We start from the raw sequence: 12,709 nt of genomic DNA, 5'->3' as shown, positions 1-12,709 counted from the left end.
GACGAGCAGGAGCGGCATGATGCGGGCGACCTGCGGGTGCCAGAAGAAGACGATCGCCGTGGCCCCGATGGGCACCAGCACGTAACCCAGGCTCTGGAAGGCGGCCGGCGGCACGTTGAGTATCAGGTCGCGCATGATGCCGCCGCCGAGCGCGGTCATCGAGGCCAGCACCGCCATGCCCACCACGTCGAGGCGTTTGCGCACGCCCATGAGGGCGCCTGACAGGGCGAAGACGAGGATTCCGGCGAGATCGAGCAGTTCCGACACGACGATCAGTGTGTCAGTGCCTGGCCGGGGGCCACGTCCTCGTCCCCCATGAGCGCCTTCAGCCTGCGCACGAACATCAGCAGGATCAGGCCCGCCGCCAGCGCCACGCCGCCGAGCACCAGGTAGTACTGCGTGAGCGACAGGAAGCCGGTCAGCCGGTAGGTCTGGCCGCCGATCGCGTCGCCCAGCGCCGCGGCCAGGAACCACACGCCCAGGATCTGGCCCTTGAAGTGGTGGGGGGCGAGCTTGGTGGAGACCGACAGGCCCACGGGGCTGAGCGTCAGCTCGCCGACGGTCTGCATGAGGTACATCACCATCAACCACAGGATGGACACCCTGACCCCGCCTGAGGCGACGTTGGCGGCGGTGGCCAGCACGACGAAGCTCAGGCCCGCCATGAACAGCGCGAAGGTGAACTTCAACGGGGCGCTCACCCTGCTGCCCCATCTGGTCAGCCAGATCGCGGCGAAGACGGGGGAGAAGACGATGACGAACAACGAGTTGAAATTCTGCGTCCAGCCCGCGGGGATGGTGAAGCCGAAGAAGGTCAGGTCCACGCTCTTCATCGCGAAGTCCGTCACGGGTCCTGGAGCCAGGTCGAAGATCATCCAGAAGATGACGGCGGCGAAGAACAGGTAGATGTAGGCGCCGAACCTGCGCCGCTCCAGCGGGGTGATGCCGTGCCCGCCGTGCATGATGTACGACAGGTAGAAGATCGTGATGAGCGCGATGATCGCGGTCACCGTCCAGGTGACGCCGTCCTCGGTGAACAGGCCGGTCACGGCCAGCAGCGCGGCCAGCACCGCGAGCGTGACCAGCCCGACGAGCACCCACTTGACGGCCCCGCGCCGCTCCTCGGCCGACAGCGGCTGCGGCACCCGCTCGCCCGCGCCGTGCAGGCTGCGCTTGCCCAGCGTGTACCAGATCAGGCCCAGCGCCATGCCGACCGCGGCCGAGCCGAAGGCCAGGTGCCAGTTCCTGTCGCCGGCCAGCACGGGCGTCAGGCTGATGCCGGCCAGCGCGCCGATGTTGATGCCCATGTAGAACAGCGAGAAGCCCGAGTCGCGCCTGGCGTCCTGGTCTTCCCTGTAGAGGTAGCCGACCATGCCGGAGACGTTGGGCTTGAGCAGTCCCGTGCCGGAGACGATGAGCAGCAGGCCCAGGTAGACGAAGACCGGGCTGCGCACCGGGATCGCCATGCTGATGTGGCCGGACATGATGATGACTCCGCCCAGCAGAACCGCCCTGCGGGCGCCGAGCACCCGGTCGGCCAGCCAGCCGCCCGGCAGCGCCGTCAGGTAGACCATGCCCTGGTAGACGCCCACGATCGCGAAGGCCGTGGCCTCCGGAAGGCCGAGACCGTTGCGGACGGCGGGAGCCATGAGGAAGGCGGCCAGGACGGCCCGCATGCCGTAGAAGCTGAACCGCTCCCACATCTCCGTGCCGAACAGCGTGGCCAGCCCCCACGGATGCCCGAAAAACGTCTTTTCCTCCGCCTTCATCCCGCCCCCCGACGACATGTTACGTATGTGATCAACTACTCTACGTCATGAGGTGTTCTTGTCCCCTGCCCAGGGCTTGTCGGGGCTCGACGCGTGTGGTGCGATGCATCCCACTCGTGCAAGTGAGCACTGACGTGGAGGGCGCGCTATGGCCGATGTCCTTGAGGTACAGGCCGAGATCCTGCGGGAGATCGCCGGCCGGACGGTATGTGAGCAGCTCAGGCAGATCGTCGAGCGCTATCCCGACTCGCCCGCCTACTCCGATCCGGCCGAGGGCGGATGGAGCACGCTGACCTACGGCCAGGCCAGGCAGCGGGTGCTCGAGATCGCCGCCGGCTTCATGGCGCTGGGCATGGAGCCGGGCGACGCCGTGGCGCTGATGATGGTCAACCGCAGCGAGCACGTGCTCGCCGACCTCGGCGCGGTGCACGCGGGCGGCATGCCGTGCTCGGTCTACTCCACCTTCGCCCCCGACCAGATCTCCTACGTCGCCAACGACGTGGGCGCCAGGTACGCGGTGCTCGGTGGCGCGGCGGACCTGGCCAGGTGGGACCCGGTGCTGGGCGAGGTGCCCGGCCTGCGCAAGATCATCGTGCTCGACGGCACGCCGACCGGCGAGCTCTTCATGAGCTGGGCCGACTTCCTCGAACTCGGCAGGGCCAGGCTGGCCGAGGGCCACTCCGCCGTCGAGGAGCGCTGGCGGGCGGTCACGCCGGGCGACGTGCTCACCGTGCTCTACACCTCGGGAACCACCGGCATGCCGAAGGGCGTGCCGCTGACCCACGCCAACGCCTTCTACGAGTGCGCGGCCACCGACCGCATGACCGCGCTGCCCACGCAGGGCACGCAGATCTCCTACCTGACCTACGCCCACATCGCCGAGCGCGTCCTCAGCCTCTACCTGCCGCTGACCAAGGTCTCCCACGTGCACTTCTGCACCGACCTGGCCAACCTCGGCGCCGCGCTCGGGCAGGTGCGGCCGATGATGTTCTTCGGCGTGCCGCGGGTCTGGGAGAAGATGATGGCCAAGCTCCAGGCGCTGCTGTCCACCCAGCCCGAGGAGCAGCAGGAGCAGGTCAGGCAGGCCATGGCGGCGGGGCGCGCCTACATCGAGGCGGGCCAGTACGGCCACACCGTCACCCCCGAGATCCAGGCCGCCTACGAGGCCGCCGACGCCGCGCTGCTGTCCATCGTCCGCGGCATGATCGGCTTCGACCGTGCCGAGTGGACGGCCACGGGCGCGGCCCCCGCTGCCCGACGAGGTGCGCGGCTTCTTCGCAGGGCTCGGCCTCAGGGTCATCGACGTCTACGGCATGACCGAGACGACCGGCGCGTTCACCGCCAACAGCCCCGCCGTCTACAAGCTCGGCTCGGTCGGCAGGCCCGAGCCCGGCGTCGAGGTGCGCCTGGGCGAGGACGGCGAGATCCTCACCCGAAGCCCGCTCAACACCAGCGGCTACCTCGGCAGGGCGGCCGAGGAGCTGATCGACGCCGACGGCTGGCTGCACACCGGCGACATCGGCACCGTCGACGACGACGGCTTCTACCGGGTCGTCGACCGCAAGAAGGAGCTCATCATCACCGCGGGCGGCGAGAACATCTCGCCTGCGGCGATCGAGAACTACCTGAAGGAGCACCCGCTCATCGGCCAGGCGCTCGCCTACGGCGACAACAGGCCCTTCCCCGTGGCGATCCTCACCCTCGACGGGGAGATCGCGCCGGGCTGGGCCCAGGCGCAGGGCATCGCCTACACCTCGATGGCCGAGCTGGTCGGACACCCCGACGTGCTCAAGGCCGTCGAGGCGGCCGTCGAGACGGCCAACGCGAAACTGGCCAGGGTGCAGCAGGTCAAGCGATGGGCGCTGCTGCCCGCGGAGTGGACGGCCGAGACCTCCGAGCTCACGCCCAGCCTGAAGCTCAAGCGCAGGGTCATCCACGCGAAGTACGCGGAAGTGATCGAGGAGCTCTACACCGGTTGACACCTTTACCAACAGGGGCGTGTGTCTCGCCCCCTGCCATTGCCGGACGGTTCCTACCGTCCTGCACATGACCAAGACAGTTCTACTCGCGTCGCTGGTGGCGGGAGCACTGACCGGTCCCGTGCTGGTCGACGCTCCCGCCACCCTCGCAATCAAAGAGATCACGGTGAGGCCCGCCGAACCCGTGGTGGGGGCACGTGGCTCGGTGAAGCTCGTGATCGACGTCGTGGCGAAGGGCGCGGCAAAGAACGGGGTGTCGGTCAAGGTCGAACCCGGCGCCCCGCCGAAGCCCGTACCCGGAAAGAAGCCGATCGACGGCGGCCCGACCTTCGGGCCCGTTCCCGAGGCCCTGCCCTCGCCTGGGACCACCCCGGCCCCAGCGCTCACGCCCGCCCTGCGGCCGTCGCCGTCGGTGGCGCTCACCCCTGCCGTGAAGGCACCGGCATCCGGCCGTCCTGCGGCGCAGGCATCCGGCCGTCCTGCGGCGCAGGCATCCGGCCGTCCTGCGGCATCGGCATCCGGCCGTCCTGCGGCACCGGCTACTCCCGGTCGTCCTGCGGTGGCTCCTGCGCCGGCTACGTCTGGCCGTCCTGCGGTGGCTCCTGCGCCGGCTACGTCTGGCCGTCCTGCGGTGGCTCCTGCGCCGGGTACGTCTGGCCGTCCTGCGGTCGCTCCTGCGCCGGCTCCTGCGCCGGGTACGTCTGGCCGTCCCGCCGTCGCTCCTGCGCCGCTCGCTCCTGGCCGTCCCGCCGGTACGCCGGCCGCGGTGTCGGCCCTCAAGCCCCAGGCGCCGCCCGCGCCCATGGGTCAGCCCGCCGTGCAGCTGCCGGTCGCGCCCGAGGAGCTCGCCACGCCGGGCGTGCAGCCGCAGCGGGTCGGCGACGGCTGGGAGACCTGGCGCTTCATGCCGTCACAGGGACTGACCCGCTTCTACCCCTCGGGCGTCTGGACGATCACCGCGACCGCCAAGGCCGAGGACGGCAGCACGGTCACCGAGCACCACACCTTCAACCTCCGTCACGAGACCAAACTCGGCGATCTGGAGATCGACAGGGTGCGCGGAGCCAAGGCCGTCCGGCTGAGCGGCACCTTGAGGCGGGTGGACCCCAACGGGTACGCCGACTTCGCGCCCTTCGGCAAGCAGCGGCTGGAGATCTCCTATCGGCGCACCGAGACCGAGGAGTGGCAGCAGGTGGCCACCGTGGACACCGCCGCCACCGGACGCTTCGAGCGGCGCGTGGACGGCAGGATGCACGGCCAGTGGAAGGTGCACTACGCAGGAAACGACAGCTACGCCGCGGAGCAGGCCGGAACCCGTAGCTAAACCGTCCTTTATCTGATCGTTACCGGTTTTGCGCCAACTTTCCTTTACCTTTACGCGTCATTGGTATTGACGCACTCTGTCCCGAGCGCGTCACCCACGGGGAGAGGAAGTTCCACATGATGCGACGACTGGCCGCCGGCGCAGCGGCCGCCGCGCTGGGCGTCTCGGTGCTCGCCACGGCGGCGCCCGCCTCCGCGGACCCGGGGCACGACCCCGACTGGGACGGCGGCCACACCAGGCTGTCGCTCGACGTCGGCCCCGAGCCCGCATGGGAGGGACGCGGCATCTCGATCAGAGGCAAGCTCTCCGTCGAGTGCGAGCAGGACTACATCGACGGCTTCGTCGTGGTCACCCACGCCGACCACTGCAAGCGGGCGGGCGGCTGGAAGCGACTGGCCGGCAAGAGCATCGTGATCCTGTTCAAGGCCGACGGCTCGCGCGGCTGGGAGCACGTCGAGACCGTCCGCACCCACCGCGACGGGTACTTCTCCACCAGGGAGCGGGCCTGGACCTCCGGCACGTGGCGGGCGGTGTTCGAGGGCGCCTGGTACCTCAGGCCGACCGAGGCCACCGACTGGGTGAAGGTCATCCGTCACTAGCACCACCACGAAAGGCCCCGATCCACCTGGATCGGGGCCTTTCCCCTGTGGCGCGCTTGACCTGGAGTGAACTCCATCGGCCAGGATGTGCCGCATGAAGACTCGACTGATCGCCGACCTGTCCGTCAGCGCCATCGGCCTGGGCGCCATGCCGATGTCCGTGGCCGGCCACATGCCCGACGAGGGGCGCTCGATCAGGACGATCCACGCCGCGCTCGACGCGGGGGTCACCCTGATCGACACCGCCGACGCCTACGCGCCCACCACCGCCGAGACGGGCCACAACGAGCGGCTCGTGGCGCGGGCGCTGGAGCTGTGGAGCGGCGACCGCGACACGGTCCTCGTGGCGACCAAGGGCGGCCACACCAGGACCGGCGGCGACGGCTGGGGCCTGGACGGCAGCCGCGACTACCTGCGAAGGGCCTGCGAGAGGTCGTTGAAGGCACTGGGCGTCGAGGCCATCGGGCTCTACCAGCACCACAGGCCGGACCCGGCGGTGCCGTACGAGGAGAGCATCGGGGCGCTGCGCGAGCTGCTCGACGAGGGGAAGATCAGGCTGGCGGGCATCTCCAACGCCGACCCCGCCCAGATCAGGCAGGCCCACGACATCCTCGGCGGACGGCTGGCCAGCGTGCAGAACGAGTACTCTCCCCGTTTCCGCAGCAGCGAGCAGGAGATCGACGTCTGCGAGGAGCTCGGCGTCGCGTTCCTGCCGTGGTCGCCGCTGGGCGGCATCACGTCGGCCGCCCGGCTCGGCGACGCGCACGCGGTGTTCAACGAGGTGGCCGCCGAGCGGGGGGTGTCGCCGCAGCGGGTGTGCCTGGCGTGGGAGCTGGCCCGCAGCCGCGTGGTGATCCCGATCCCGGGCGCCAGCCGCCCCGAGAGCATCCTGGACTCGGTGGCCGCCGCCGACCTCACCCTGACCGGCGAGGAGCTCGCTCGCCTGGGCTAGCTCCCAGAAGGTGCGCGCGGATGACGACCTCGCGGGTTGCGGCGTCAGCCGCAGGCCGCGACCTGGCAGATCTTCGCCAGCATCGTCCTGGCGGAGGCGACCAGCGGGGGGAAGTCCTTGGGCGACGGCTTGCCGTCCCGCGGGTGCAGGTACACGATCACCGCGTTGGCGCGGCGGACGATCACCGCGGCGTCGTCCTGGTCGACCCCTGTGGAGGTCCCCCTGCTCTTCCACGCCTGGTCGCCGAGGGCGGTGCCGGTCAGGCTGCGGCGGAAGACGTCGCCCTGCGCGTTCTTGCGGCCCTTGCGGCAGCGCTCCCAGCCGGCCTTGAACTCCCGCATCGCCCGTTCGGCGTTCTTGGCGGAGGAGTACAGGATCACCTGCTCGACGCTGTGAACGAACTCCTGGGTGCTGTGCTGGACGTTCCTGGCGGCCAGGCGCCCCTTCAGGCCGATCTTCGGCCAGGCCGCGAGGCCTGGCAGGACGCTGGTGGAGCACGGCGGGACGGCGAACGGCTGCTTCAGCCTGTTGTCGACGCCCCAGTAGTCCTCGTAGTCGTGGGGGCCCTCGTCCTCGGCCTCGTCGTCGGCCACCGCCTGCTCTCCCAGCAGAAACCCCTTGGGCAGCGGCGTGCCAGCGTGGACAGGCGCCGCGACGGAGACGGCGGCGCAGGCGGCGACGATGGCGATGATCTTCTTTAAGTACATGAACGTTTAGAGGCACGGGAGTCCCGGATGGTTCCCGAAGGGGCTTGGCACCCGGCGGTCAGAAGGTCGTGGCCAGCTGCAGGGGCAGCATGGCCGACACCCTCCACAGAGCCGGGGATCGCGCGTGGTGGAGGCCCCCGCCGCTCGGGCGCGAGCCTCCATGACATCAGCCCTTGTAGTTGAAGATCTGGCGCAAGGTGTGCTGGACCTCCACCAGATCCTTCTGGTCGGCCATGACCTGGTCGATGGACTTGTACGCCTCGGGGTGCTCGTCCACCAGGGCGGCCGCGCGGTCCTGGTTCCAGACACGGCCGCTCATCGCCTGGGTCAGGGAGGCCGCGGACAGCTCCCGCTTCGCCTTGGTGCGCGACATCCGGCGGCCCGCACCGTGAGAGCAGGAGTTGTACGACTCGGGGTTCCCCCGGCCGCGCACGATGTACGAGCGCGTGCCCATCGAACCGGGGATCACTCCCTCGTCGCCCGTGTCGGCCTTGATGGCTCCCTTGCGGGTGATCCAGAGAGACTTGCCGTAGTGGGTCTCCTGCTGGGTAAAGTTGTGATGGCAGTTGATGGTGCGGACCCGCTGGCCCTTGCCGACGACCCGGAACAGCGCGTTGATCAGGACCTTGTCCATCCGGGCGCGCGAGGCCATGGCGTAGCGCTGGGCCCACAGCATGTCCTCGATGTAGGCGGTGAACTCGGGCGTGCTCTGGACCAGGTAGGCCAGGTCGGGGTCCTCGAGCCCGATCGCCTGCTTCTTCATCAGCTTCTTGGCGCCCACGATGTGCATCGTGGCCAGCTGGTTGCCGATGCCGCGCGAACCTGAGTGCAGCACCGTCCAGACCCTGTCGCGCTCGTCGAGGCAGACCTCCACGAAGTGGTTGCCGGAGCCGAGGGTGCCGAACTGGTCGGACACCTTCTTCGTCAGCTTGGGGTTCAGGTCGGTGTGGGGGAGCCCGAGCTCGCCCAGGGCGCGATCCATCGAGGGGTCGGCGTGGCCCTTGCCGACGCCGGCCGGGATGCGGTGCTCCACCATGGGCATCAACGCGGCCAGGCTGTCGGGAAGGTCGGCGGCGGTGAGGGTGGTCTCCGTGGCGACCATGCCGCAGCCGATGTCGACGCCCACGGCCGCGGGAATGATCGCGCCCTCGGTCGGAATGACCGAGCCGACTGTTGCGCCGATGCCGACATGCGCGTCGGGCATGAGAGCGACGTGGCCGGAAACGAATGGCAGGCGCGCGGCACGGGCGGCCTGCGTGATCGCGCCTTCGTCGATCTCGCTGGCCCACGACAGCAGGTTCGGTGCGGGCTGGTTCGGCGGCATGTGAGGAATCTCCTTACTGGTTGTTGATCAGTCTGGCGGGACCAGGAAGGAAATCCCATCCATTTTATCGCCAGGGGATTTCGCCTCCTGGTGGCCCGCGGGAGTCGAGCGGCGGGGGCTCGGTCCGTTGTCGGGGGGATGGAATAGGCTGAACTGATGTTCCCCTCGGAAAGCTAGGAGGTGACCTGCCTGTGCTGAAGGACTCCTTCGGCAGGGTGGCGACCGACCTTCGGGTGTCACTCACCGACAAGTGCAACCTGCGCTGCACCTACTGCATGCCGCCCGAAGGGCTCGACTGGCTGCCCAACGCCCAGCTGCTGACCGCCGACGAGATCGTCAGGCTGGTCACGATCGGCGTCGAGCGTCTGGGCATCACCGAGGTGCGTTACACCGGCGGCGAGCCGCTGCTGCGCAGGGAGCTGGTCGACATCGTGGCCCGTACGGCCGCGCTGCGCCCCAAGCCGCAGGTGTCGCTCACCACCAACGGCATCGGCCTGGCCAAGCTGGCGGGCGCGCTGGCCGAGGCCGGTCTCGACCGGGTCAACGTCTCCCTCGACACCCTTGACCGCGAGACGTTCAAGCGCCTGGCCCACCGCGACAGGTTCGAGGACGTCGTCGCGGGGCTGGAGGCCGCCGACCGGGCGGGGCTGCGTCCCGTCAAGGTCAACGCGGTGCTGATGCGCGGCATCAACGACCACGAGGCGGTGCCGCTGTTGCGCTTCTGCCTCGAGCGAGGCTACGAGCTGCGCTTCATCGAGCAGATGCCGCTCGACGCCCAGCACGGCTGGAACCGCGCCGACATGGTGACCGCCGACGAGATCCTCACGCTGCTGCAGACCGAGGTCGACCTGTGCGCCGACGATCTGGAGGAGCGCGGCAGCGCGCCCGCCGAGCGCTTCCTCGTCGACGGCGGCCCCGCGCGGGTGGGCGTCATCGGCTCGGTGACCCGTCCGTTCTGCGGAGCCTGCGACCGGGTACGGCTGACCGCCGACGGCCAGATCCGCAACTGCCTGTTCGCCAGGGAGGAGTCCGACCTCAAGGCCGCGCTGCGCGCAGGGGCGGGCGACGAGGAGCTGGCCGAGCGCTGGATCGCCGCGGTGCGCGGCAAGCGGGCAGGGCACGGCATCGACGACCCGTCCTTCCTGCAGCCCTCCAGGCCGATGTCGGCTATCGGAGGCTGATCAGCCGCCGGTAGGAGTCCAGGCGCCGGTCGAGGTCGTAGGTGTTCATCGTCACCAGCACCTCGTCGGCGCCGGTCCGCTCCACCAGCTCGTGCAGTCGCCGCGCCACCTGCTCCTCGGTGCCGTGAATCTGTCCCCGCAGCGCCTCGTCGAGGTAGGTGCGCTCGCGCTCGGTCAGCTCCATCGACAGGATCTCCTCCGGGGAGCGCAGCGGCGGGAAGACGCCGCGCGTGCGTGAGTGGGCGGTGGCCCAGGCCTCCGGCAGTTGCAGCAGGTGCGCGTCCTCGCCGACGGCGATGTTGGCCGCCACGATCACGTACGGCGTGCCCTTCACCCGCTCCCTGTAGCGCCTGGCGCCCTCCTCGGCCCTGCCTCCGCCGATCACGAGGGGGAGTCCGAGTTCGGCGGCGACGTCCGCGCCCGATCCGATCGCCAGGACGAAGGCGGGCACCTTCCTGCCTTCGGCGGGCATGGCGTGCACGCCGTCCCTGCCCCTGGTGAAGTAGTCGAGCAGCTCCTCGATCTGCTCGGCGAAGTTCTCCGCGTCCTGCTTGTCGTGGCCCAGCGCGCGCCTGATGCCGCCGGTGAAGCCGACGGACCTGCCCAGGCCCATGTCGATCCGCCCGGGGTAGAGCGCGTCGAGGACGCCGAACTGCTCGGCCACCACCAGCGGCCGGTGGTTGGGCAGCATGACGCCGCCCGTGCCCACCCTGATCCGCGAGGTCGCCGCCGCCACGGCCGAGGCCAGCACGGTGGGCGCCGAGCCGGCCACGCCGGGCACCGCGTGATGCTCCGACACCCAGAACCGGTGGTAGCCGAGCGCCTCGGCCTGCCTGGCGAACGTGACGGTGTCGCGCAGTGCCCGCGCGGGGTCGTGTCCCTGTCTGACGAGGGATCGGTCGAGGATCGACAGCTTTGTCACCTCTCGTGCAACACGCCGGGCGCGGAGGGATTCCCGATTCGGGGCTCCCGCGCGGTCCGCGGAGGGCGCAAGGCTGGGGCGGGCCCTCGCCGACGCGCTCATGATCGAGGAGTCGAGGAGCGACCACGCCAGGGCCGCGAAGGGCAGAGGCGGGTCAGGGGGTGAGGACGGTGGACAGGGCCGCGACCGCGTGGGCGCGGTGCTCGTCCAGCCTGCTGACCACCTCGTCGGCGGCGCCCCGCCGCAGCGCGTCGAGCACGCCCCGATGCTCGGCCACGACGCGCTCCCTGTTGCCGCCCTCGCCGTAGTAGAGCGAGCGGTAGGCGTCGGTGGAGTCCCACAGGGTCCTGATCAGCCGGACCAGACGCGGCATCCCTGAGCACTCGAACAGCGTCATGTGGAAGACCCTGTTCGCGCCGGCCATCTCCTGCACCTGGCCCGTCGCGGCGAAGCGCTCGACCTCCGCCTGCGCCCGCTCGAGCCGCAGCAGATCGTCCTCGCCGAGCCGCTGGACGGCCTTGCGTACCGCCTCCTCCTCCAGCAGTTCGCGGATGCGGTAGACCTCGAGCAGGTCGTCGAGAGACAGCGTCTCCACGAAGTAGCCGCGGTGCGCCTGGTAGGTGACCAGGCCCTCGCCGTGGAGCGTCTTCAGCGCCTCGCGCAGCGGCACCCTGCTGACGTCGAACTCCTCCGCCAGGGCGTCCTGCCTGATCGGGCTGCCTGGACGCAGCCTGCCCGTGGTGATCGCCCTGCGGAGCTCGGCGAGCACGAACTGCTGCGCCGTGGGCGGCCTGCGCCGTTCTTCGACCGAGCTCATCGCCCCAATATCTCACGGACCCATGCGGCGTCCTGTCCGAGGCCAGGAGGCGGCAGCCGGTAGGAGGCGGGCGTGCGACCCATCGCGATGGGGTTGGCCACCTGGCCGTCCACCACGGGCTCGAAGCCCAGCGACGAGGCCAGCGCGAAGGCCCCCGCCACGTCGTTGATCGGCCCGCAGGGGACCCCCGCCGAGGTGAGTGCGGCGAACCACGTGTCGGCCGACGCGGTGGCCAGCGTCCGCGACAGCTCGGGCACCAGCGTCAGCCGGTCGGCGACCCTGCCCGCGTTCGTCGTGTAGCGGGGATCGGCGGCCAGGTCCTGCCTGTCCAGCACCTCGCACAGGGCGCGGAACTGCCTGTCGTTGCCCGCCGCGATCACGATCTGCCGGTCGGCGGCCTCGAAGACCTCGTACGGCACGATGCTGGGGTGCCTGTTGCCCATCGCCCGCGGCACCACCCCCGCCGCGGCGAAGGCGGAGGCGTGGTTGGCCAGCGCCGACAGCAGCGAGGTCAGCAGGGACACCTCCACGCGCTGTCCTCGCCCCGTCGCGTCGCGGTGGCGGAGGGCGGCGAGCACGCCGAGCGCGGCGTGCAGCCCGGTGATCACGTCGACCAGGGCCACGCCCGTCTTGGTCCCCGGCCCCGAGGGCTCGCCCGTCACGCTCATGAGCCCGCCCACCGCCTGCACCACCAGGTCGTAGCCGGGCAGTTCGGCGCCCTTGCCCGCGCCGAACCCGGTCACCGAGCAGTAGACGAGCCCGGGGTTGGCCGCGCTCACCTGCTCGTAGCCGAGCCCCAGCCGCTCCATCGTGCCCGGCCTGAAGTTCTCCACCAGCACGTCGGCGCGGGCGACCAGCGCCCTGGCCACCTCCAGGTCGCCGGCGTCACGCAGGTCGAGGGCTATCGAGCGCTTGTTGCGGTTGACGCCGAGGAAGTAGGTCGCCTGCCCGTCGGCGTACGGCGGGCCCCAGGCCCGCGTGTCGTCGCCGCCGTCGGGCCGCTCGATCTTCACCACGTCCGCGCCCAGGTCGGCCAGCAGCATCGTCGCGTAGGGCCCCGCCAGCACCCTGCTGAAGTCGGCCACCAGCAGGCCGCCAAGACTCTCCATAGTCAACGCACCCTAGGCTGTGTCAT

11 protein-coding genes and 2 pseudogenes are annotated in these 12,709 nt (G+C 70.2%); 6 read left to right on the top strand and 7 right to left on the bottom strand.

Annotation, left to right across the window (positions count from 1 at the left end):
* Positions 1-96: 96 nt before the first annotated feature.
* Positions 97-210 (bottom strand): annotated as a pseudogene (locus FHR33_RS51315) (TRIC cation channel family protein); the annotation flags it as partial.
* Between the two features lie 62 nt (positions 211-272).
* The gene (locus tag FHR33_RS45910) at positions 273-1,769 is read right to left on the bottom strand and encodes a peptide MFS transporter (RefSeq protein ID WP_183661835.1); all 1,497 of its coding nucleotides are present in this window, start codon (positions 1,767-1,769) and stop codon (positions 273-275) included.
* Between the two features lie 148 nt (positions 1,770-1,917).
* On the opposite strand from FHR33_RS45910, the pseudogene FHR33_RS53050 reads away from it, so the two are divergent.
* From FHR33_RS53050 to FHR33_RS45890, 5 genes and pseudogenes are all read left to right on the top strand, one after another.
* Positions 1,918-2,811, top strand: a pseudogene (locus FHR33_RS53050) (AMP-binding protein); the annotation flags it as partial.
* A gap of 175 nt (positions 2,812-2,986) precedes the next feature.
* Positions 2,987-3,748 carry an AMP-binding protein gene (locus FHR33_RS53045; protein WP_312896079.1) on the top strand — a complete coding sequence of 254 codons (762 nt, stop codon included), beginning with the start codon at positions 2,987-2,989 and terminating at the stop codon, positions 3,746-3,748.
* A 766-nt stretch (positions 3,749-4,514) separates the two neighbouring features.
* A complete protein-coding gene (locus tag FHR33_RS45900; protein ID WP_183661833.1) occupies positions 4,515-5,072 on the top strand; it encodes a hypothetical protein in 558 nt (185 codons plus the stop codon).
* Positions 5,073-5,188: 116 nt separating this feature from the next.
* Entirely contained in the window at positions 5,189-5,671 is a 483-nt protein-coding gene (locus tag FHR33_RS45895; RefSeq protein ID WP_183661831.1) for a hypothetical protein, read from the top strand.
* A gap of 94 nt (positions 5,672-5,765) precedes the next feature.
* Positions 5,766-6,623, top strand: coding sequence for an aldo/keto reductase (locus FHR33_RS45890; RefSeq protein ID WP_183661829.1), 858 nt, complete (start codon positions 5,766-5,768; stop codon positions 6,621-6,623).
* A gap of 44 nt (positions 6,624-6,667) precedes the next feature.
* On the opposite strand, the gene FHR33_RS45885 is transcribed toward FHR33_RS45890, so the two are convergent.
* A complete protein-coding gene (locus FHR33_RS45885; RefSeq protein ID WP_183661827.1) occupies positions 6,668-7,330 on the bottom strand; it encodes a hypothetical protein in 663 nt (220 codons plus the stop codon).
* A 166-nt stretch (positions 7,331-7,496) separates the two neighbouring features.
* Entirely contained in the window at positions 7,497-8,654 is a 1,158-nt protein-coding gene (locus FHR33_RS45880) for an RtcB family protein (RefSeq protein WP_183661825.1), read from the bottom strand.
* 191 nt (positions 8,655-8,845) lie between these two features.
* On the opposite strand from FHR33_RS45880, the gene moaA reads away from it, so the two are divergent.
* Positions 8,846-9,835, top strand: coding sequence for a GTP 3',8-cyclase MoaA (gene moaA, locus FHR33_RS45875; protein WP_183661823.1), 990 nt, complete (start codon positions 8,846-8,848; stop codon positions 9,833-9,835).
* Here moaA and FHR33_RS45870 read toward each other — a convergent pair.
* The 3 genes from FHR33_RS45870 to FHR33_RS45860 all read right to left on the bottom strand — a co-directional run bounded on the left by FHR33_RS45870 (position 9,822) and on the right by FHR33_RS45860 (position 12,683).
* A complete protein-coding gene (locus FHR33_RS45870) occupies positions 9,822-10,757 on the bottom strand; it encodes an LLM class flavin-dependent oxidoreductase (RefSeq protein WP_312896078.1) in 936 nt (311 codons plus the stop codon). The two genes, moaA and FHR33_RS45870, sit on opposite strands and share 14 nt — an antisense overlap.
* A gap of 154 nt (positions 10,758-10,911) precedes the next feature.
* Positions 10,912-11,574 carry a GntR family transcriptional regulator gene (locus FHR33_RS45865; RefSeq protein ID WP_183661819.1) on the bottom strand — a complete coding sequence of 221 codons (663 nt, stop codon included), beginning with the start codon at positions 11,572-11,574 and terminating at the stop codon, positions 10,912-10,914.
* Complete coding sequence (locus FHR33_RS45860; protein WP_183661817.1) at positions 11,571-12,683, bottom strand: CaiB/BaiF CoA transferase family protein; 1,113 nt, start codon at positions 12,681-12,683, stop codon at positions 11,571-11,573. Before FHR33_RS45860 ends, FHR33_RS45865 begins: the two co-directional genes overlap by 4 nt.
* Positions 12,684-12,709 lie beyond the last annotated feature (26 nt).

It is taken from the genome of Nonomuraea dietziae (assembly GCF_014195505.1).
GTDB lineage: Bacteria > Actinomycetota > Actinomycetes > Streptosporangiales > Streptosporangiaceae > Nonomuraea > Nonomuraea roseola.
This window is presented reverse-complemented; position numbering and strand designations above follow the sequence as displayed.

Excerpts from the sequence above, each read along its gene's own strand:
- FHR33_RS45895 (WP_183661831.1), top strand. The coding sequence starts at position 5,189 with ATGATGCGACGACTGGCCGCCGGCGCAGCGGCCGCCGCGCTGGGCGTC.
- FHR33_RS45910 (WP_183661835.1), bottom strand. The coding sequence starts at position 1,769 with ATGAAGGCGGAGGAAAAGACGTTTTTCGGGCATCCGTGGGGGCTGGCC.
- FHR33_RS45860 (WP_183661817.1), bottom strand. The coding sequence starts at position 12,683 with ATGGAGAGTCTTGGCGGCCTGCTGGTGGCCGACTTCAGCAGGGTGCTG.
- FHR33_RS45890 (WP_183661829.1), top strand. The coding sequence starts at position 5,766 with ATGAAGACTCGACTGATCGCCGACCTGTCCGTCAGCGCCATCGGCCTG.
- FHR33_RS45885 (WP_183661827.1), bottom strand. The coding sequence starts at position 7,330 with ATGTACTTAAAGAAGATCATCGCCATCGTCGCCGCCTGCGCCGCCGTC.
- FHR33_RS45880 (WP_183661825.1), bottom strand. The coding sequence starts at position 8,654 with ATGCCGCCGAACCAGCCCGCACCGAACCTGCTGTCGTGGGCCAGCGAG.
- FHR33_RS45865 (WP_183661819.1), bottom strand. The coding sequence starts at position 11,574 with ATGAGCTCGGTCGAAGAACGGCGCAGGCCGCCCACGGCGCAGCAGTTC.